Here is a 21,583-nt window from a genome sequence, read left to right on the forward strand (position 1 = left end):
TTTTAGAGTTTCTTAAACTTGCGTCCGTTGGTTCTGTTATAGCATCAACAGCAGGTTTTATTTTCGCTAACATGTTTGTTAAGTTGCCTAGTTTAGCATCGTCGCAAGCACCTTTTACGGCCCCACAGCTAGTGTGTCCAAGTACTACGATAAGTTTAGTTCCTGCTAATTTACAAGCAAACTCCATGCTTCCCAAAATGTCTTCGTTTACAAAATTTCCAGCAATACGAACACTAAAAATATCTCCAAGGCCTTGGTCAAAAACTAATTCTGCTGATACTCTGGAGTCAATACAGCTTAAGATAGTTGCAAACGGAAATTGTCCTTCGCTCGTATCGTTTACCTGTTCTAAAAGGTTTCTATTAGCTTTAAGGTTTTGTTGAAACCTAAGGTTTCCCTCCTTTAAGAATAGCAATGACTTTTCTGGGGTCATTGTTGCTTGAGTTTCTTTTGTATGTGCTTTCATAATGTTTTAAACGTTTTAGTGATATGTTGTTTTCAAGCAAATAATATAGCTTTGAAATTGATGTTATATTTAAAATGTTGTTATAAACAGGCTAAATTTAAGGCTTTATATTTGCTTTGGCAATTGGACCTAACTTAGGCTTAAATCAGATTTAGGTCTTTCGTTAAAGAAATGAATAAAACTAGCGGGATTTTCTACAACCCCACGTTTAGAAACCAGTTTAATATCTATGTTTCTTTCTTCTGCTATTAGTAAAAAGTCCTCTAGTATTTCTATAACATCGTTATCTAGATAGCGAGTTTTAATTAAATTAATTTCCAGATACGTGTCTTTTGGTAGTCTGTCTAATTCCTTAAGAATAGCTCCTTTGTTAAAGAAGGTAACTTCTTCGGCTAAGGTCATTTTAATTTGGTGTTTACCGTTATTGTTATCTTCTATATGAAGGAAATGTGAGTTTTGGTAACTTTTTAATAAAACCACTACAATACCTACCAGAAGTCCTAAACTGATACCAATTAGTAAATCTGTAAAAACGATTCCTACTACGGTTGTAATGAATGGTAACCATTGTTTCCAACCTAAACCATACATGATTTTAAATAGTGATGGTTTGGCTAATTTATAGCCGACAACTAATAAGATTGCCGCTAAAACGGATAACGGTATTAGGTTTAATAATCGAGGAATCAATATCACAGAAATAAGAAGGAAGAACCCATGAATTATAGCAGATAATTTTGTTCTACCTCCAGATTGAATATTGGCAGAACTTCTTACGATAACCTGAGTAATAGGTAAACCACCAATTAACCCAGAAATAATGTTCCCTGTACCTTGAGCTAATAATTCCCGGTTGGTTGGTGTTACATTTTTATGAGGGTCTAATTTGTCGGTTGCTTCAACACATAAGAGGGTCTCCAAACTGGCTACTAATGCCATAGTAAACGCTACAATCCAAACTTCTGTGTTTGTAATGGCTGAAAAATTAGGGAAGCTAAATTGATTTAAAAATGAGGTTGTGTCTTCCGGCACAGGAACACTTACCAGATGTTTGTCAAGAATGGATAAACTATCAGAACCAGAGGTAAGAACGACATAAATTATACCAACCACTACAGCTACTAATGGCCCTTGAATGACCTGAAAGAATTTGGCTTTCTTAGCCAGAACTTTGTCCCATAAGAGTATAATGCCTAAGCCAATAAAACCTATAATCATTGATCCTATAGTAATATTGTCTACAATATGAAGAATGGCAGAAAACGTATTTTCTCCTGAAGCTTCAATAAAACTATCGGCACCTTCAGGCTCGGAATCGTAACCAAAAAAATGTGGGATTTGTTTTAAAATAATTATGATACCAATACCAGTAAGCATACCCTTAATTACAGAAGAAGGGAAATAGTAACCAATAACTCCGGCTTTTAAAATACCAAATACAATTTGAATGATTCCGGCTATAACGACAGCAACTAAAAAGTTTTGATAGCCACCAAGACTTCCAATGGCGGTTAATACTATTGCTGCTAAACCAGCTGCAGGACCGCTAACACCAATTTTGGAGCCACTTAAAGCCCCTACAACAATTCCTCCTACAATACCAGCTATTAATCCAGAAAACAGAGGAGCGCCACTGGCTAATGCAATACCCAAACACAAGGGTAATGCTACAAAGAATACAACGATACTTGCAGGCAAGTCGCTTTTTAAATTTTTAAACATACTCGTTAATAATTTTTTTCCTGACGGTTAAGTCAGAATGCGTTAATATTTAGGATAGGGTAGAACTTTTAAGTTCAAGACGTTATTATAATATATGGAATTCAGGAGGGGGATAAACCAAATTTAAATGTGGTTTTGGGTAGCTTTTAAAACGATAAGTGTAACAAGGGGTATTATTGATTAAGTAGTGAGCAAGTCCATCGTGAGTTTGCATTGAAAATGGAGATACTAAACTTTTGCATTTACCGCTTTCTTCTTCTTCTGCCATAGCATAAAAGACTGAGGTGTCAATTGTATCATCTAATACAACAATTACCGATGGCGCCATAATTAACGTCATGAATATGGTTGTAAAACATATTGCAATTGCTCTTTTAAACATACAGACAGTATTGTTGTTATAAACAAATATAATATTCTGTCTTGTTTTAGAAGTGAAATTTTTTTAAAAATGCTATAAAATGTTTAAATTTTTAAAAATATGGAAATATAAACTTATAAATTATGAAGAAGTGATAAATAAAACCCTCTTGAAGTTAACTACAAGAGGGTTGTTTGAATTTTTAATATGTTGATAATTAAAGTGCTACTAAATCTCCAGAAGCATCTTTGGTCGGTAAATCTGATTTACCCATTAAATAAAGATCAACTTGTCTAGCAGCTTCTCTACCTTCAGAAATTGCCCAAACAATTAATGATTGTCCACGACGCATATCTCCGGCTGTGAAGATGTTCGGAATATTGGTTTGGTATTTACCGTATTCTGCTTTGTAATTAGAATGCGCATCTGTTTCAATGCCTAATTGTTCTGCAATTGTAGCTTCAGGACCAGTGAATCCAAGTGCTAATAGCGCTAAGTCGCAAGGCCATGTTTTCTCTGTACCTTCAATTTCTATTAATTGAGGGCGTTCACCAGGAACCATTTTCCATTCTACGTTTACCGTTTTTAAAGCGGTTAATTTACCGTTTTTATCCGTTACGAATTCTTTAGTGTTAATCAACCAGTTACGTTCAACACCTTCCTCATGAGAAGACGATGTTTTTAATTGTAATGGCCAGTAAGGCCACGGTGTTGAAGGAGAACGGTGGCCTGGAGGTTTCGGCATAATTTCAAAGTTTGTTACCGATTTGGCTCCGTGACGGTTGGATGTACCAATACAATCTGAACCAGTATCTCCACCACCAATGACAATAACGTCTTTATCAGTAGCCATTACCTGATCTTTAACTTCTTTACCAAATAATACTTTGGTTTGTTGCGTTAAGAAATCCATAGCTTGTACTACACCATCGGCATCAATTCCTGGAGTAGGTAAACTACGTCTTTTAGTTGCTCCACCACAAAGGACCACGGCATCAAACTCATGAAGTTTTTCAACTTCATAATTTACACCAACATTAACGTTCGTTTTAAAAGTAATACCTTCAGCTTTTAAGATGGCTACACGGCGGTCTATAACTTCTTTTTCTAATTTAAAATTAGGAATACCGTAGCGTAATAAACCACCAACTTCATCGTCACGTTCAAAAACAGTAACAGTGTGTCCCGCTCTGTTTAATTGTTGTGCAGTGGCTAAACCTGCAGGTCCAGATCCGACAACGGCAACGGTTTTACCTGTTCTTGTTTTTGGTGGCTGTGGTTTTATCCAACCTTCTTTAAACGCGCGTTCTACAATATTCTTTTCAATATTTTCAATTGAAATTGGATCTTCAATAATACCTAATACGCATGATTTTTCGCAAGGAGCAGGGCATAAACGACCCGTAAACTCCGGGAAGTTATTGGTTGAGTGTAATAACCAAGAGGCTTTTTGCCACTCACCCTGGTGTACCATGTGGTTAAAATCTGGAATTAAGTTACCAAGTGGACAACCACTGTGGCAAAATGGAATTCCACAATCCATACAGCGAGAACCTTGTTTTGTAACTTCGGCTTCGCTTAAAGGCACTGTAAATTCTTTATAGTGTTGCACACGGTCTTTTACAGGCGTGTAGCTTTCATCTTGTCTTTCAAATTCTTTAAATCCTGTTACTTTTCCCATGACAATTATGCTGTTGTTAATTCTTCTACCATTTGTTCTTCAGTCTCTAAACGCTTAAGTGCACGTTTGTATTCCGTAGGCATTACTTTTACAAAGTTTGCTAAGCTGTTGTCCCAATCTTCAAGAAGGGCTTTCCCTTTATTACTATCGGTATAGGCTACGTGCTTTTGGATCATTGATTTCAATTCGGTTTGATCTTCAGAAGACAGCGTTTCAAATTCAATGGTCTCTGTGTTACATAACCCGTTAGTGAACTTGTTCTCCGGATCGTAAACGTAAGCAATACCACCACTCATACCAGCAGCGAAATTTCTTCCTGTTTTACCAAGAACAACTACGCGACCTCCGGTCATATATTCACAACAGTGATCTCCAACACCTTCAACAACGGCTCTTGCTCCTGAATTTCTTACAGCGAAACGTTCTCCAGCAATACCGTTAATGTAAGCTTCACCTTCAATAGCTCCGAATAAACAAACGTTACCAACAATAATGTTGTTTTCTGCAATAAAGTCGGCTTTAGCAGGTTTCTTAACTATTAATTTAGCACCAGATAATCCTTTACCTAAATAATCATTGGTGTTTCCTTCTAATTTAAAGGTTAAACCGTGGGCACCGAAAGCTCCGAAACTTTGTCCTGCCGATCCTGTAAAGTTGATGTTTAAAGTATCTTCAGGTAAACCTAAGTGTCCGTATATTTTAGAGATTTCATTACTTACAATCGCTCCAACAGTACGATCGGTGTTGTGAATAGGGTAAGTTAAATCCATTTTCTCTTTTCTGTATAAAGCTCTGTGAGAATCTTTTAAAATGGTGAAATCTAAAACTTCATCTAAATGATGGTCTTGTTTTTCAGTGTTTCTCACGGTCATTTTACTGTAAGCTTCTGGTCTGTGAAGAATAGCAGATAAATCTAAACCTTTTGCTTTATAGTGTGTAATGGCTTTATTGGCGTTGATTTTATGAGTCTGACCAACCATTTCGGCTAGTGTTCTAAATCCTAATTGTGCCATAATTGCTCTTAATTCTTCAGCTACATAATAGAAGAAGTTAATCACGTGTTCTGGCGTACCTTTAAAGTTTTTACGTAATTCTTTGTCTTGAGTTGCAATACCTACAGGACATGTATTTAGGTGACACTTACGCATCATGATACATCCTGAAGCTACTAGCGGAGCCGTAGCAAAACCAAATTCTTCGGCACCTAATAAAGCGGCAATAGCAACATCACGACCAGTTTTTAACTGTCCGTCACACTCAACTACAATACGACTACGTAAGTTGTTAAGAACTAATGTTTGTTGTGCTTCAGCTAAACCAAGCTCCCAAGGTAAACCTGCATGTTTTAATGAGGTTAAAGGAGAGGCTCCTGTACCACCATCGTATCCTGAAATCAATACCACATCAGCTTTAGCTTTTGCAACACCAGCAGCAATGGTACCAACACCAACTTCTGATACTAATTTTACGTTAACACGCGCTTCTCTGTTTGCATTTTTCAAGTCGAAAATAAGCTGCGCTAAATCCTCGATTGAGTAAATGTCGTGATGCGGTGGTGGTGAAATTAATCCAACAAAAGGCGTCGAGTTACGAGCAGAGGCAATCCAAGGTAACACTTTTTCACCAGGCAGCTGTCCACCTTCACCAGGTTTCGCTCCTTGTGCCATTTTAATTTGAATCTCTCTTGCATTAGTTAAGTAATGCGATGTTACCCCAAAACGTCCTGATGCAACCTGTTTGATGGCTGAGTTACGGCTATCGCCGTTTACATCTGGATGGAAACGACGTCTGTCTTCTCCACCTTCTCCAGAGTTTGATTTACCACCAATACGGTTCATCGCGATAGCTAAGTTTTCGTGAGCTTCTCTTGAAATAGACCCGTAAGACATTGCGCCGGTTTTAAAACGTTTCACGATTTCTGTCCAAGGCTCTACTTCTTCTAAAGGAATCGGGTCTAAATTATCGAATTCAAATAAGCCACGAATGGTCATTAAATTTTCAGCTTGCTCGTTGATCGCTTTAGAGTAAACATCGTAACTCTTTTGGTCACTTAAGCGAACAGCTTGTTGTAATTTAGCCACGGTTGTTGGGTTAAACATATGGCGCTCGCCATTACGTCTCCAACGGTAATCGCCACCAATATTTAAACCTAATTTTTTATCGATTAGGTTATCTGGATAGGCTTGTTTATAACGTTCGGTGATTTCTTTTTCAATTTCGTAAAGTCCGATACCTTCAATTCTTGAAGCCGTGTAAGGGAAATATTTTTCAACGAATTGAGAGTTGAAACCAACAATTTCGAAAATTTGCGAACCTCTGTACGAGTGTAAAGTAGAGATTCCAATTTTGTTCATAATTTTAAGAAGTCCTTTACCGATAGCTTTGTTGAAATTCTCAACAGCTTTTTCTTCATCTAGATTTTCGATAAAGCCTTCTTTTACCTGCATTCTTATAATTTCGTTAACCATGTATGGGTTAATAGCACTAGCTCCATAACCAAATAAGGTTGCGAAATGATGCGGTTCACGAGGTTCTGCCGATTCGATAATGATATCGAAATTAGAACGCTTACGTAAACGGTTCATCTGGTGATTTACATAAGAACATGCCAATAGTGCAGGGATTGGAGCAAAATCTTTATTAACACCTCTATCTGATAAGATGATGATGTTAGCTCCGGTTTCTAAGGCTTTAGTTACTTGTATAATAATGTCTTCTAAAGCATTTTCTAAACCGTTTAATCCTTGGTTTTTAGGATAAAGCATGTGAATCGTTTCAGCTTTAAATCCTTCAATAGAAATGGTTCTTATTTTTTCTAAATCGGCATTTGAAATGACCGGATTCTGAATGCGTAATTTTCTACATTGTCTTTCTGTAATGCTGAAAATATTACGGTCTTTACCTAAGTTTAAGGCAATATCTGTTACAATTTCCTCGCGAATCCCATCCAATGGAGGATTGGTTACCTGTGCGAATAATTGTTTAAAGTAATTTGAAATTAATTGAGGTCGGTCTGATAATACGGCTAAAGGCGTATCGATACCCATAGATCCTAAGGCTTCTTTTCCTGCTACGGCCATTGGGGTGATTACCTCTTGTATGTCTTCGAACGTGTAGTTGAATAAACGTTGTCTTGTTTTAATGTCTATGGTCTCAATCGGACAAGTTTCGTTGGTGTACGGTACGTCTCTTAAATGAAGTCTGGTTTTGTTTAACCATTCCTGGTAAGGACGTTCTGAAACGATTTTATTTTTAATTTCTTCGTCACTTACAATACGACCTTCATTCATGTCTACCAAGAACATTTTTCCTGGTTCTAAACGACCGTGTTCTTTAATATCGTCTGGTTCGATGTCTACAACACCAACTTCAGAAGACATGATTAATTTACCACTTTTTGTTACGGTGTAACGCGATGGCCTTAATCCGTTACGGTCAAGAAGCGCTCCAATGTAATCTCCATCGGTAAATGGTACCGAAGCAGGTCCGTCCCAAGGCTCCATGATGCAAGCATTATATTCGTAGAATGCTTTACGCTCTGGCGACATGGTTTTGTGTTTTTCCCATGCCTCAGGAATCATCATCATCATGATTTCTGGTAACGATCTTCCGGTGTGTGTTAATAATTCAACCACCATATCCATAGAAGCCGAATCTGACTTTCCTGGTAATATGATTGGGAATAATTTATCTATTTGCGGACCAAATACTTCGCTCTTCATGATTTCTTCACGAACACGCATTCTACTTACGTTGCCACGAAGGGTGTTAATCTCACCATTCTGACACATAAAACGGAATGGCTGTGCCAGTTCCCATGTCGGCATGGTATTGGTTGAGAAACGCTGGTGTACCAAAGCTAAACGGGTTACTAAATCGATTTGTTGTAAATCGGTATAGTAAGGTCCGATATCTTCGGGCATAATAATTCCTTTATATATCAATGTTGTAGTTGATAAACTTGGAATATAAAAATAACCACTTTCAGATATTTTTGATGTTCTAATAGTGTGCTCAGTAATTTTACGAGCCGCATATAGTTTTGCTTTGAAAATATCTTCTGAAATATCCTCAGTTTTCCCGATAAATAATTGCTCGATATTAGGTTCTGAAGCTAAGGCAATTTCTCCTAACTGAGAAGAATCTACAGGGACTTTACGCCATCCTAAAATAGATAGACCTTGTGCTTTTATTTCTTTCTCGAAAATATCTTTACAGAACTTATATTGGTTGGTGTTTTTTGGTAAAAAAACCATACCTACGGCATACTCTCTTTGCTCTGGTAAACTAAAGCTGCATACACGCTTAAAATAATCATGAGGAATATCTATCAACAAACCGGCTCCATCTCCAGTTTTTCCATCGGCACTAACGCCTCCTCTATGTTCTAGTTTTACAAGAATTTCTAATGCATCGTGAATAATTTGATTTGTTTTCTCTCCTTTAAGATTACAAATAAAACCAGCCCCACAATTTTCATGTTCAAACTCAGGTAAATACATTCCTTGTTTCTTCAGCATAATCAACAAATTTTGGTTTTGAAAAGTGACTTAATAAGCGAATATATGTATAGATTTTAAATAAAAATAATGGCTATTTCATTATTTCGATATTAGGAGATAAGTCAAGATAAAAATAATTATATGTTAATAAATTTGGCGTTTTTTAATAAATATTCAAAGCGTTATTATCAGTGTTTAATTGAGATTCTTGAAATTATTTTAATGAATATTTCGATAAATAGAATTTAACACATAAAAAACTAGTAAATATTGATGATAATTCAATTGATAGAGTTGTTAAAATTCAAAAAAATCAAAAAAATAAAATGGTACCCGTAAAAAAAAAGGGATAAAATTAAAATATTAACAAAAGTTTAAGTTATACCCCCTTTTTTTATGGGGGTTAATATTTTTTCACATAGTTTTACGGCGTTCTTAAGGAAAAAATTAACCAAAAAATTAATAACTTAAATTAAACATTATGAAAAAATTACTTACTCTTTCAATGCTTTTTGCGGCTACGTCATTGTTTGCTCAGGAAGAATCTACTTCTAAATTCAGTTTGAGTGGTAGCGTAGATGCTTACTATCAAACATATTTAACAGCTCCAGATAATGAAGGTGCTACTTTTGGTACTGCTTTCGCAGGTAAATCTGGTTTTGCTTTAGGTATGGGTAACTTAATAGCGAGCTACGAAGGTGAAAAAGTAGGTGCTGTTCTTGATTTAGTTACAGGACCAAGAGGTGCTGGTGCTACTTTTGCTTCAGATATTGTTGATGGAATTGTAAATCAGGCTTACGTTTACTGGAATGTTTCTGATAAAACTACTTTAACATTTGGTAGATGGAATACATTTTTAGGATACGAAGTTATTGCTCCGGCAGCTAACTTTAACTACAGCTGTTCTTATTTATTCTCAAGCGGACCATTCTCTCATATGGGTTTAAAAGCTGACTTTGCTTTATCTGATGACTTTAGCTTAATGTTAGCAGTAACTAATCCATGGGATACTAACGATACTTCTATGACTGGTGAGTATGCATTTGGTGCTCAGTTAGGGTATTCAGGACAGTTCCTTAATTTATACTACGATAGTGGAGAGCACGGTGGTTTAGGATTTGAAATCGACTATACTGGTGGTTTCGACGTATCTGATGCTTTTTATTTAGGAATCAACGCTGCTTATAACGATAATGATGGTTCTGGTTTCTACGGTGCAGCACTTTACCCACAGTTAGCAACAAGCGATTCTTTTAGTATTGGTTTAAGAGGTGAGTATTTTGCTATTCACGGTGATGGAGACGATTTACCTTCTGTGTTTGCAACTACTTTAACTGGAAGTTATACAATTGAAAATTTAATTATCAAGCCAGAACTTAGATTAGATGCTTTAACTAATCAAGATGATGGTCAGTTCTACGGGAACTTTATTGATAGTGATGGTGTTGGTACTGATAGCTTAGCTGCTTTCACGCTTGCAGCCATCTATTCATTCTAATTTAAAAGCATGCAATAAATTTTAAATAAACTATAAGGAGGGTGGGGTACACACTAACTAACCAACTTGCTTCGCCCTCTAAAACAATCTAACCCTTAAAAATTATATAATATGTCTTTATTAAACATGCCTCTTTTAATTCAGGATACCGCCGCGATTGAAGGCGATATGGGGATGCTATGGATGCTTATCTCGGGTATCTTAGTATTTTTTATGCAAGCAGGATTTTTCTTAGTAGAGTCTGGTATGACAGATTCTAAGAATGCCGTAAACATTGCAATGAAAAACTTCCTTGACATCGCTGTTGGTTCGTTGGCCTTCTGGTTTATCGGGTATTCGTTAATGTACGGAGCTGATGTTTCGGGTGGTGGGTTCTTCCACTGGGGTGGTTTTACCTTCTCTCAAGGTGCTGCCGATTTATTCTTCCAAACGGTATTCGCCGCTACAGCTGCAACTATTGTATCTGGAGCAATAGCAGGAAGAACAAAGTATACAACGTATGCAATTTTTAGTATCGTTTTAACCGCGCTTATTTATCCAATCGCAGGTGGTTGGGAATGGAATGGCGGATGGTTAAACGCTGAATGGATGCCAGCTGAATTTATCGATTTCGCAGGATCTTCTATCGTTCACTCTGTGGGTGGATGGGCTGCACTTGTTGCTGCTTGGATGGTAGGACCTAGAATTGGAAAATTCTTAAATGGTAAACCAATCGAAATGCACGGTCATAACCAAATGTATGCTACACTAGGGGTGTTTATCCTTTGGTTAGGATGGTTCGGATTTAACGGTGGATCTCAATTAGCTTGGGGTGGTGATGATGCTACTGCTGCTTCTCAAGTGGTATTAGTAACTAACTTAGCTGCTGCTGCGGGTGCGTTAAGTGCTTTATTATTCACTTGGATTAAAAATGGAAAACCAAATTTAAGTATGACCTTAAATGGTGCTCTTGCTGGACTTGTTAGTATTACTGCTGGTTGTGGTAACATGAGTGAAGGTGGTGCTGTTTTAGCTGGTTTAATAGGAGGTATCTTAGTGGTATTATCTATTGGATTTGTAGAAAGTAAATTAAAAATTGACGATGCTGTAGGTGCTATTTCTGTACACGGTGTTGCTGGTGCTTGGGGGACTTTAGTGATTGGTCTTTGGGGTATTGATGGTGATGCTGGTATTGGAATCCTTAACGGAGGAGGTGTTTCTCAATTAGCTGCTCAAGCTATTGGAGTTGTTGCTTATGCTGTTTGGGCTATTGCTGCTTCTTGGGTATTCCTAACAATTATTAGTAAATGTTGTGGGGGATTACGTGTAACAGAAGCAGAGGAGATTGCAGGTCTTGATATTTCAGAGCACGGATCTATTGCTTACGCAGGTAAGAGACAAAGAGAAATAGAATAAGAATAAAATTATAATAACGATTTCTTTATAGAAATTAGAGTTTTGTTTAAAAGATGTCTTGTATTAACAAGGCATCTTTTTAAATGTTTATGAGGATGGAAGAAATTATGGATAGAGATATTTTTTTAAATTTAACTAACTAAACAAATAAGAAGATATTATGAAAAAAATTGAAGCAATTATTAGAAAATCTAAATTTCGTGTAGTTAAAGAAGCATTACATGAAGTAGGAGTTAACTTCTTTTCGTATTGGGATGTTACCGGTATTGGTAATGAAAAAGAAGGGCATGTGTATCGCGGTATTACTTACAGTACTTCAGATATTCAGCGTAGGTATTTATCAATTGTAGTTAATGATGATTTTGAAGAGGCTACCATTCAGGCTATTTTGGGTTCTGCAGGAACCGGTGAAGTAGGTGATGGTAAAATCTTTGTTTCAGACGTTACAGAATGTTACAGAATACGAACGGGAGAAAAAGGAGGAGAAACCTTAAAATAATAATAGCACAAGTATCTTAAAAAGGATAAAAATAACTAATTAACAATGGAATTACTTACAACAAATAATGTATGGATGATGATCTGTACAGCACTGGTTTTTTTCATGCACTTAGGATTTGCATGTTTAGAAATTGGTTTAACTAGACAAAAAAATACAATAAACATATTATTTAAAAACATATTTATTATCACCATAGGCTTATTACTGTATTGCCTTGTGGGATTCAATTTAATGTACCCTGGAGAATTTAACGGTATTATCGGTTTTGCCGGTTTCGGATTAGATTCGCCATTAACTGCTGAGGGAGCATTAGACTTAACCTATAATGAAGGGTATACCTACTGGACAGACTTTTTATTTCAAGGGATGTTTGCAGCAACAGCAGCAACTATTGTGTCTGGAGCTGTAGCCGAACGTATTAAAATTGTACCATTCATGATCTTTACTTTAATATATGTAGGGTTAGTATATCCTATTGCTGGTTCTTGGAAATGGGGTGGCGGATTTTTAGATGCCATGGGATTCTATGATTTCGCAGGTTCTACATTAGTACACTCTGTTGGAGGATGGGCTGCTGTAGTAGCAGTTTGTTTATTAGGTCCTAGAATTGGTAAGTTTAAAGAAGGGAAAGCACAAGCGATTCCTGGTCACAGTATTCCTTTGGCAACTGCAGGTGTTTTAATCCTTTGGTTAGGATGGTTCGGATTTAACGGTGGTTCGGTACTTTCAGCAGATCCAGGATTAACGTCTTTAGTATTAGTAACAACCTGTTTAGCTGCGGCAGCTGGTGGTGTAGCTGCGATGTTATTGTCTACAGCCATGTATAAAAACATGGATTTAACCATGTTCTTAAATGGTATTTTAGGAGGTTTAGTAGGTATAACTGCAGGTGCTGATGTTGTATCGCCAACAAGTGCTATTATTATAGGACTTATAGCTGGTGTACTAATTGTTTTAGCGGTAAGCTTTGTAGATAACAAATTAAAATTAGATGATCCGGTAGGTGCTATCGCCGTGCACTTAGTATGTGGTGTTTGGGGAACTTTAGCAGTTGGAATTTTTTCTACGAATCCAGATCACAGTTTCTTAACACAATTAATAGGAGTACTTTGTTATGCTGCTATTTGTGTGGTATCATCGTTTTTAATCATTTATGTACTTAAGAAAACGATGGGTATTAGAGTATCTGAAAAAGAAGAGGTAGAAGGGTTAGATGGTCATGAACATGGAATGGATGCGTATCCGGATTTCAGGTTAAATGACAACTAATTATATATCGTTTTAGTTAGTGTTAAAAAGGATGGTTTGTCTTTGGCAAGCTATCCTTTTTTATTATACCTAATAGCTGTATGAATTGCCGAAATATTGTTGTAGTAGAAGAACTTTGTTCGGAGTCCCTTTGGTTATTTTCTATACTCTCAAGAACATTTATCCCCGTAAATTATATGAAATAATCAATCAAAATAGGGCGGTATACTAATATTAGGAAAAGAAAAAGCCTTCGAATTCGAAGGCTTTTTCTATAAAATAAACATTGTTTTGTCTGTTAAGCAGAGTTTCTACTGGCGTTAATGTTTCCGAAAAGCGAACGTGTAACGATTTTTTCGAAAATTTTTCTTTCTTCGTCATCTGCAGCAACACCTTCTTTATCGAACTCCTGAATTTTCTTAAGCGCATACTGTTGGATGGTTAATAAAGGTAAAACGATAGATTCTCTTACTTCAATAGAGGCTTTACCAGAAGGTTCGTTCTCCATTAACTCCGTATATCCTGTTAGCTTTAAAAGTAACTCCTTAGTGGTCTCATATTCGGTGTAAATAATGTTCCAGAATGTGCCGAATTCTTCATCTTTAGACATGTATTTGGTTAAATCGAAGAACGACTTGGTTAGAGACATCATACTGTTTTCTAACAGCGTTTTAAAGAATTTAGAATTGTTGTAAAGTTGTTCCACTTTATGGAATTCTCCACGTTCTTCATATTTCTTTAAAGCTGTACCTACCCCAAAGAATCCTGGTACGTTTTGTTTTAACTGGCTCCAAGATCCTACAAATGGAATGGCTCTTAAATCTGAGAAAATTAATTTATCTGATTTTGAACGTTTCGATGGTCTACTTCCAATATTAGTTTTCGCGTAGTATTTTAATGTACTCATACGCTCTAAATACGGAATGAACATGTCGTGTCCTTTAAAGTCTTTATAAACCTGATAGCTGGTTTCAGCTAAGTCGTTCATTACAACTCTGTCTTCTTCAGATAATTTGTTCTTCTCAGTTAACCTATTTTTAATACCGGAACTAATTAATTGCTCAAGGTTATATTGTGATGAATCTAAAGTTCCAAAGTTAGAGCTAATGGTTTGTCCTTGAATAGTTAACTGAACTTCTTTGTCTTCGATAGTTGGGCCTAGAGAAGAGTAGAACTGATGTGTTTTTCCTCCTCCACGTGCTGGTGGTCCACCACGACCGTCAAAGAATATGGCTGTTACATCATATTTTCTGGACATTTCGGTTAATAGCTCTTTGGCTTTGTAAATACCCCAGTTGGCCATTAAGTAACCACCATCTTTAGTTCCGTCTGAGAAACCAAGCATAATGGTTTGTTTCATACCTCTTTCTTTCAAATGCGCCATGTATTGTGGATTAGTATAAAGCTGCTCCATAACAGCAGGTGCATTTTCTAAATCGGTAATGGTTTCAAATAAAGGTACGACATCAACTGTTAGGTCATCGCTAAAGGCTACCATTTTAAGCATCGCGAATAACTGCATTACGTTTAATGCGGTTTGGTTGTTACTAATAATGTAACGGTTAGCACCGCGCTCACCATTAGTAGCCTGAATTTCTTTTATAGCTTCAATGGTTTTTAATGTATTGTAAACCATTTCGTCTTCGAAGGCATTAAAATCGATATCTTCATTAGAAACTTTCGATAAAATATCAATTTGTTCAGCTTCTGTTAAATCATGATAATTGCTCGGTATAGAATTACTTCCTTTTTCTATTAAATGGTCTACTACGCTGGTAAATACCGAGTGGTGAATTCTACTGTCCTGTCTGATATCTAGGGTTGCAAAGTGATACCTGAACATGTGAATTCTATTGATTAACTGATTAATTTCAGTTTCGTATAACGACTGGTGTTGTTCAACAACTACTTTTCTAATGCTTAACAACTCGGTAAGTAACTCTTTCGATGAAATTTTATCTGGAGTATCTAAGTCTACACTGTAATTGTAGATAATCGTTTCTAAACGAACAATGCGGTCTTCAACACCTCTAAACGTTAATTTTCGTCTTAAGCTTTTAAGATCGGCGTAATATTTCTTTAAAATCGACTGTTTTAATTTACGAGCAACCTTAAGTGTAGTATCTGGTTTTACAAATGGGTTTCCATCACGGTCACCACCTGGCCAGAAGCCTATGTTAATAATTTCGTTATGTTTTTTACTGTCGTCGTAAATATTGGTTTGAATGTAATTGTAAATCTGTCCAAACGAATTGTAAAATACATTTTCTAAATACCATATTAAGCTAATGGCTTCATCGTATGGCGTTGGCTTTTTATGTTTAAAGAAAGGCGTCTTACCTAACTGCCCAAATAGATTGTTAATTTGAGACAGATCGTTGCTTTTAATGGCTTCGGTTAAATCGGTAATAATTCCTAAAACTGAACCCGGGTAGAATTGCGTTGGATGCGCTGTTAATACGATACGCACTTTAAATTCTTCTAAATAGGCACGTAATTCTTCTAATTTATTTTCAGAATTGGAAGTCTCTTTAAGGTTTCGAAGCGTTCCAATACCTTCCATGTTGTTTACAATCGGGAAGGCAGCGTCTTCAATAGCATCAAATAATACAACCTGACGCTCTATGTATTGTATGAATCTGAATAACAGATTAATTTGACTTTCTTTATTACGCCTTGCCTGATATTTTTTGAAGAAGGTGTCTACAATGGTTGTCGGATCGTCTCCGTTTGCAAATCCTTTTCTACAAGTTTCATGAAATAATGGGAGTAAGACTCCTGTTTTTGTGATAGAATCAAAAGGTAAGGTCATAAATATACTGTTGTATATTTGGTATTTAGACAATACGTTTTGCTTAAATCGTGTTAATTTTGGTTCTACAGACATATATCGTTCTAATTGAAAATTAAGCATAAAAATAATGAAGCTCTAAGAAACAAGTACTATGGTCTTAAAGTTTTATTAAAATTTGGCAATTATCGATTTCTTGTTGTGAATAATTAAATAAAAGAAGTGTTTATTCCAAATCTTTATAATTGCGAATTCCTTAAGTTTCCTCACTTTATCAAATATGGGTTTTATGATAAATATCATAATTCATGAAATATGAACCTTTTACTTTTGGCTTTTTAATAGAATAACCAAAAATTGAACTATGAATAAAAGAGCACATTCGTTTCATATTCCGGTTATGGGTATTGGTTTTACTATAGATTCGCCGTTAAAAGTAGCGCAATATGGAATTGATTCGGTGATTTCTCTGGTAGACGATATTCTTATCGAGAAGTTGCGAAAAATGTACAGTGAAAAGTTTGAGATACCCTATCAGGAAATTACCAATAAAGTAGACGATTTTAGAGCCAAACGCATTACGTCTTATTTGAATTTAATAAGTGATGTTGTTGATAAGAAGTTTGAAGCCATGAAAAAATCGGCACTTGAAATGAGTCACGATTTTAAAACCTATTTAGACTTACTGCCTGGTAATAGTCATCTAAAGGCCGAATTTCAAAATTTATTAGAAAAAGGGGTGTCGAAATCTGATATTAAATCATGGTTAGATCAACGATTAGTTAAAGGAAGTATTGATGTTAATATTATGACTAAGGTTGATAAAGATAACTATGATAAAGATGAAAAACTGCCTGTAGAATATAATGATGCACATGCGGCTTTTAGAGGTTTTGCTAATAGCAAGTTAAATTCTTCAGTAGTCCTTTCGGCTGGAATGAACCCAAGGTTGTATGCCTATATGAGTTCGTTTAACGATTTCTTTCCTAATCAGCATGGTGAGTTTAAAAAGAAAATCATTTTAAAAGTTAGCGATTATCGATCGGCTTTAATCCAGGGTAAATTTTTAGCTAAAAAAGGACTTTGGGTTTCTGAATACCGTATAGAATCCGGCTTAAACTGTGGAGGTCATGCCTTTGCTACCGACGGCTATTTATTGGGGCCGGTGTTAGCAGAATTTAAAGCAAACCGTGAAGCTTTAAGAAGCTCTATAGAATCTGTATTAATTAAAGAACTGGAAAATCAAAATAAAGTTATCCCAAATGAACCGTTGTCCATAAAAATTTCAGCTCAAGGCGGTGTGGGTACACATGAAGAACATGAATTTTTAATAGAGGAATATCAGTTGGATGCTGTTGGTTGGGGGACACCATTTTTGTTGGTGCCAGAAGCAACAACAGTTGATGAGCAAACATTAGACAAATTGCTGCTAGCTAAAGAAGACGATTTGTATTTAAGCGATATTTCGCCTTTAGGTATTCCGTTTAATAATTTAAAAAACAATACCAAAGACTTAGAAAAGGAAACTTTGATTAATAAAGGGCGACCGGGAAGTGCCTGTCCTAAAAAGTTTGTAGCACTTAACAAAGAATTTAAAGATAATGGCATTTGTACGGCATCACGTGAGTACCAGTATTTAAAAATCAAAGCTTTAGATGATTTGAGTTTATCTGAGAGTGATTATAATAAAGAGTACAATAAAATTATCGAGAAGTCTTGTACTTGCGTAGGGTTAGGTACCTCTGCATTATTAAAATATAATTTAGATACTAAAACCGAAGGCGCAGGTGTTTCTATTTGTCCGGGACCTAATATGGCATATTATTCTAAAGTGATGAGCTTGAATAATATGACAGACCATATCTATGGTCGCGCCAATATGATTTCTCGAAAAGACAGGCCGCATATGTTCGTTAAAGAACTCTTCATTTATATCGATTATTTAAAGAAAAAATTTGAAGCCACTAAAACTGAGATGACTAAAAAAGAAGAGAAGTATCTTTTAACTTTTTTAGAGAATATGAAATCGGGTGTAGCATATTATAAATCCCTGTTTTTAAATCTTCAAGACAAGTTTCAGGATGTGAAAAATGATGTTTTAAACCAGTTGGAAAGTGGTGACTTTGTGTTGAGAATTATTGAGTTGGAGATTGAAGATGAGGTTTTTGTGAGTTAAAAACAAGATATTTGTGGTTAATAGCTTCTTAAGAGGCGTTTCAATTTTATTAAAGAAACGCCTTTTTCTTTAACAAGAATTAAAAGATTTATAGAATAGCTAATTTGTATTCAATTTCACTTTATTTTTTAGTGTAAACCTAATGCATTAGAATTTTAATTAAGATATTTGCAAAAAATATGCGTTTACATAGTGTTCGATTGTAGATGAAATTGAGAAGTTATGAGTGAAACAATAGACTTAGTAAAAGAAATAAATCGTCTTAAAAAGGAAAAAAATGCTGTAATTCTTGCCCATTATTATCAGGTGCCGGAAATTCAGGATATAGCAGATTACGTTGGAGATAGTTTAGGCTTGTCTCAAAAAGCAGCCGAAACTGATGCCGATATTATTGTATTTGCAGGTGTGCACTTTATGGCCGAAACTGCTAAAATATTAAACCCGAAAAAAACGGTTGTATTACCAGATTTAAATGCAGGTTGTTCGCTGGCCGATTCTTGTCCGCCAGAGAGTTTTGAAGCGTTTACTAAAGCACATCCAGATCACGTGGTAATTACTTATGTAAACTGTTCGGCAGAAATTAAGGCTTTAAGTGATATTGTTTGTACATCTTCAAACGCATTAAAAATTGTACAGTCTATACCTGCGGAAACGCCAATCATTTTTGCGCCAGATAAGAATTTAGGGCGTTATATTATGCGTGAAACAGGTAGAGATATGTTGCTTTGGGATGGTAGTTGTGTGGTACACGAAGCATTCTCTATCGATAAGTTAATCGAACTACACAAAAAACACCCGGATTATAAGATTATAGCACATCCGGAATCGGAAACACATATTTTAGATACCGCTGCATATATCGGTTCAACATCAGGAATGATTAATTTTGTTAAGGAGCACCCTAACGAGAAATTTATTGTGGCTACCGAAGCTGGTATTTTACATAAAATGCAAGAGGAAATTCCGACGGCAGATTTAATTCCAGCTCCAGCTGTAGAAGATAACACTTGCGCTTGTAGTGAATGTCATTTTATGAAAATGAATACGATGCAGAAATTGTATGATTGTTTATTAAACGAATCGCCACAAATACACGTGCCGGAAAACATTATAGATCGCGCTTTATTGCCAATAGAACGTATGTTAGAATTGTCTAAATAGACGAAATATTTAATTCTCGATTATCGAGTAAAATCATGGTTACTGCAAATTATTTAGTTATTGGTTCGGGGGTTGCCGGATTAACGTTTTCAGTTAAAATTGCTGAAAAATTCCCAGAAAGAAATGTCATTATAGTTACTAAAGCTAACGAAGATGAATCCAATACTAAGTATGCTCAGGGCGGTGTAGCCATAGTTCTTGATAAAGAGAACGATTCTTTTAAAAAACATATAAAGGATACTTTAATTGCTGGCGACGGTCTTTGTAAAGAAGACGTTGTTAAGATGGTGATTAAAGAAGGTCCCGAGCGTCTTGAAGAATTATTGCTTTGGGGTGCTAATTTTGATTTGGATTCTAGCGGAGAATTCGACCTGGGTAAGGAAGGAGGACATTCTGAGTATCGTGTAGTGCATCATAAAGATATAACAGGCTATGAAATTGAACGCGCCTTATTGATGCGCGCCCATCAGTTGCCAAATATTTCTATCTTACCGCATCATTTTGCTTTAGATTTAATTACCAATCACCATATTGAAGGCGCAGATCCTGATGAGTTGAAGTGCTATGGTGCTTATGTGTTTAATCAGAAAACAGGAGAGATTTCAACTATAAAGGCCAATAGCACTTTGTTAGCAGCCGGAGGCATAGGTTGTGTTTATGGGCATACTACTAATCCGGTTATTGCAACTGGCGATGGTATCGCTATGGCGTACCGCGCAAAAGCCAGGATAAAGGATATGGAATTTGTCCAGTTTCACCCGACGGCGTTATATGAGGCTAAGGGCGGCGAATCTTCATTTTTAATTTCAGAAGCGGTTCGTGGTTTTGGTGCGCATTTAAGAAATGCCGAAGGCGAGCGTTTTATGTTAAATTACGATGAACGTGCCGAATTGGCATCTCGTGATATCGTGTCTCAGAGCATTGATAATGAGTTGAAAAAATCCGGAGCGTCTCATGTATTTTTAGATTGTACACATCTGGATATTGAAGCTTTTATTAAGCACTTTCCTAATATTTATCAGAAATGCTTAGACAATCATATCGATATCAAATCCGACTGGATTCCCGTAGTTCCGGCGTCGCATTATTTATGTGGTGGAATTAAAGTTTCTAAAAAGGGAAAAACAACAATTGATAATTTGTTTGCCTGTGGTGAGTGTTCTAGAACGGGATTACATGGTGCAAATCGTTTAGCATCAAATTCGTTGTTAGAAGCCTTAGTTTATGCACATAACATTTTTAAACATCATGTAAAGCATGAGTATGAGACAGCCGATGTTGCAATTCCGGACTGGAATGATGAAGGTACCACTATTACTAAAGAGCACGTATTAATTCAGCATAATTTAAAAGAGTTACAGGCCTTAATGCGTGATTATGTTGGTATTGTAAGGAGTAATAAACGTCTATACCGTGCTAAAAGACGTTTGGAATTAATTCATGAAGAGGTGGAAGCGTTTTACAAGGAATCGAAAATTACCACGTCGCTTTGCGAGTTAAGAAATATGGTTAATGTGGCACACCTTATCGTAAATCAGTCGTTAGAGCGCAAAGAAAATAAAGGCGGCTATTTTAATGTAGATAACGTTAAAAAATAATCAAGACCGCATGTAATACAGCGGCCTTGATATCTGAATCAACGTCAATACAACCAGAGTTTTTAAAACTCTTTTATCAAGTAAATACTTCGTAGAAGTTAATTTTTACCTAACATTAAAAGTTCATTACAAACAATTTCTGTAATGTAACGTTTGTTTCCTTCTTTGTCGTCGTAGCTTCTTGAAGTTAATTTACCTTCTATAGCAACTTCTTTGCCTTTGCCTATATACTTTTCGATAATCTTTGCGGTATTTCCCCAGGCTATTACATTGTGCCATTGGGTATGCGTTATTTTTTCACCTTTGTTATTGGTATACGTGTCGTTTGTTGCAATCGTGAATTTGGCTAAAGTTTTACCAGATTCTAAATTTAAAATTTCAGGATCATTTCCTAAGTTTCCAATCAACTGTACTTTGTTTCTAAGCGTATTCATAATTTTATTTTTAAGGTTAAACAGTTAATACTATCGAGTTCTTATGTT

General features: G+C 36.0%; 14 protein-coding genes (1 of these 14 only partly in view). 7 read left to right on the top strand and 7 right to left on the bottom strand.

Going from position 1 to position 21,583, the window contains the following annotated elements; translation table 11 throughout:
• From RBH94_RS06770 to gltB, 5 genes are all read right to left on the bottom strand, one after another.
• Positions 1-466: the 5' portion of a carbonic anhydrase family protein gene (locus RBH94_RS06770; protein ID WP_307882940.1), read on the bottom strand. The gene continues 164 nt to the left of window position 1, outside the view; only the first 466 of its 630 coding nucleotides appear in the window; the start codon lies at positions 464-466; its stop codon lies off the left edge, out of view.
• Positions 467-595: 129 nt separating this feature from the next.
• A complete protein-coding gene (locus tag RBH94_RS06775; RefSeq protein ID WP_307882941.1) occupies positions 596-2,188 on the bottom strand; it encodes a SulP family inorganic anion transporter in 1,593 nt (530 codons plus the stop codon).
• 85 nt (positions 2,189-2,273) lie between these two features.
• Positions 2,274-2,570 (bottom strand): hypothetical protein, encoded by a 297-nt coding sequence (locus RBH94_RS06780; RefSeq protein WP_307882942.1) that lies wholly within the window; start codon positions 2,568-2,570, stop codon positions 2,274-2,276.
• Positions 2,571-2,766: 196 nt separating this feature from the next.
• Positions 2,767-4,230: a glutamate synthase subunit beta gene (locus RBH94_RS06785; protein WP_307882943.1), complete on the bottom strand. Its 1,464-nt coding sequence runs from the start codon at positions 4,228-4,230 to the stop codon at positions 2,767-2,769.
• A gap of 5 nt (positions 4,231-4,235) precedes the next feature.
• Entirely contained in the window at positions 4,236-8,750 is a 4,515-nt protein-coding gene (gltB, locus tag RBH94_RS06790) for a glutamate synthase large subunit (protein WP_307882944.1), read from the bottom strand.
• Positions 8,751-9,213: 463 nt separating this feature from the next.
• On the opposite strand from gltB, the gene RBH94_RS06795 reads away from it, so the two are divergent.
• The 4 genes from RBH94_RS06795 to RBH94_RS06810 all read left to right on the top strand — a co-directional run bounded on the left by RBH94_RS06795 (position 9,214) and on the right by RBH94_RS06810 (position 13,396).
• Positions 9,214-10,230, top strand: a complete 1,017-nt coding sequence (locus RBH94_RS06795; protein ID WP_307882945.1) for an outer membrane beta-barrel protein — start codon at positions 9,214-9,216, stop codon at positions 10,228-10,230.
• A gap of 111 nt (positions 10,231-10,341) precedes the next feature.
• On the top strand, positions 10,342-11,625 hold the full coding sequence (locus RBH94_RS06800; protein ID WP_307882946.1) for an ammonium transporter: 1,284 nt from the start codon (positions 10,342-10,344) through the stop codon (positions 11,623-11,625).
• Between the two features lie 160 nt (positions 11,626-11,785).
• On the top strand, positions 11,786-12,124 hold the full coding sequence (locus tag RBH94_RS06805) for a P-II family nitrogen regulator (RefSeq protein ID WP_188224034.1): 339 nt from the start codon (positions 11,786-11,788) through the stop codon (positions 12,122-12,124).
• Positions 12,125-12,169: 45 nt separating this feature from the next.
• Complete coding sequence (locus RBH94_RS06810) at positions 12,170-13,396, top strand: ammonium transporter (protein ID WP_307882947.1); 1,227 nt, start codon at positions 12,170-12,172, stop codon at positions 13,394-13,396.
• 277 nt (positions 13,397-13,673) lie between these two features.
• Here RBH94_RS06810 and RBH94_RS06815 read toward each other — a convergent pair whose 3' ends face one another.
• Positions 13,674-16,262, bottom strand: a complete 2,589-nt coding sequence (locus tag RBH94_RS06815; protein ID WP_307883147.1) for a phosphoenolpyruvate carboxylase — start codon at positions 16,260-16,262, stop codon at positions 13,674-13,676.
• A 268-nt stretch (positions 16,263-16,530) separates the two neighbouring features.
• Between RBH94_RS06815 and RBH94_RS06820 the strand changes: the two genes are divergently transcribed.
• The 3 genes from RBH94_RS06820 (at position 16,531) to nadB (ending at position 21,101) form a co-directional block, all read left to right on the top strand.
• Positions 16,531-18,342 carry a hypothetical protein gene (locus RBH94_RS06820; protein WP_307882948.1) on the top strand — a complete coding sequence of 604 codons (1,812 nt, stop codon included), beginning with the start codon at positions 16,531-16,533 and terminating at the stop codon, positions 18,340-18,342.
• Positions 18,343-18,564: 222 nt separating this feature from the next.
• On the top strand, positions 18,565-19,503 hold the full coding sequence (gene nadA / locus RBH94_RS06825; RefSeq protein WP_307882949.1) for a quinolinate synthase NadA: 939 nt from the start codon (positions 18,565-18,567) through the stop codon (positions 19,501-19,503).
• Between the two features lie 35 nt (positions 19,504-19,538).
• Positions 19,539-21,101 (top strand): L-aspartate oxidase, encoded by a 1,563-nt coding sequence (nadB, locus tag RBH94_RS06830; protein ID WP_307882950.1) that lies wholly within the window; start codon positions 19,539-19,541, stop codon positions 21,099-21,101.
• A gap of 98 nt (positions 21,102-21,199) precedes the next feature.
• Here nadB and RBH94_RS06835 read toward each other — a convergent pair whose 3' ends face one another.
• The gene (locus RBH94_RS06835; RefSeq protein WP_307882951.1) at positions 21,200-21,535 is read right to left on the bottom strand and encodes a single-stranded DNA-binding protein; all 336 of its coding nucleotides are present in this window, start codon (positions 21,533-21,535) and stop codon (positions 21,200-21,202) included.
• Between the last annotated feature and the right edge of the window lie 48 nt (positions 21,536-21,583).

The sequence above is a fragment of the Aestuariibaculum sp. YM273 genome (genome assembly GCF_030908365.1).
GTDB lineage: Bacteria > Bacteroidota > Bacteroidia > Flavobacteriales > Flavobacteriaceae > Aestuariibaculum > Aestuariibaculum marinum.

What these genes read in the sequence shown, in the direction of transcription:
- RBH94_RS06815 (WP_307883147.1), bottom strand. Translation starts at nt 16,262, where the DNA reads ATGTCTGTAGAACCAAAATTAACACGATTTAAGCAAAACGTATTGTCT.
- RBH94_RS06820 (WP_307882948.1), top strand. Translation starts at nt 16,531, where the DNA reads ATGAATAAAAGAGCACATTCGTTTCATATTCCGGTTATGGGTATTGGT.
- RBH94_RS06775 (WP_307882941.1), bottom strand. Translation starts at nt 2,188, where the DNA reads ATGTTTAAAAATTTAAAAAGCGACTTGCCTGCAAGTATCGTTGTATTC.
- nadA (WP_307882949.1), top strand. Translation starts at nt 18,565, where the DNA reads ATGAGTGAAACAATAGACTTAGTAAAAGAAATAAATCGTCTTAAAAAG.
- RBH94_RS06780 (WP_307882942.1), bottom strand. Translation starts at nt 2,570, where the DNA reads ATGTTTAAAAGAGCAATTGCAATATGTTTTACAACCATATTCATGACG.
- RBH94_RS06810 (WP_307882947.1), top strand. Translation starts at nt 12,170, where the DNA reads ATGGAATTACTTACAACAAATAATGTATGGATGATGATCTGTACAGCA.
- RBH94_RS06785 (WP_307882943.1), bottom strand. Translation starts at nt 4,230, where the DNA reads ATGGGAAAAGTAACAGGATTTAAAGAATTTGAAAGACAAGATGAAAGC.
- RBH94_RS06835 (WP_307882951.1), bottom strand. Translation starts at nt 21,535, where the DNA reads ATGAATACGCTTAGAAACAAAGTACAGTTGATTGGAAACTTAGGAAAT.
- nadB (WP_307882950.1), top strand. Translation starts at nt 19,539, where the DNA reads ATGGTTACTGCAAATTATTTAGTTATTGGTTCGGGGGTTGCCGGATTA.
- RBH94_RS06800 (WP_307882946.1), top strand. Translation starts at nt 10,342, where the DNA reads ATGTCTTTATTAAACATGCCTCTTTTAATTCAGGATACCGCCGCGATT.
- RBH94_RS06795 (WP_307882945.1), top strand. Translation starts at nt 9,214, where the DNA reads ATGAAAAAATTACTTACTCTTTCAATGCTTTTTGCGGCTACGTCATTG.
- gltB (WP_307882944.1), bottom strand. Translation starts at nt 8,750, where the DNA reads ATGCTGAAGAAACAAGGAATGTATTTACCTGAGTTTGAACATGAAAAT.
- RBH94_RS06805 (WP_188224034.1), top strand. Translation starts at nt 11,786, where the DNA reads ATGAAAAAAATTGAAGCAATTATTAGAAAATCTAAATTTCGTGTAGTT.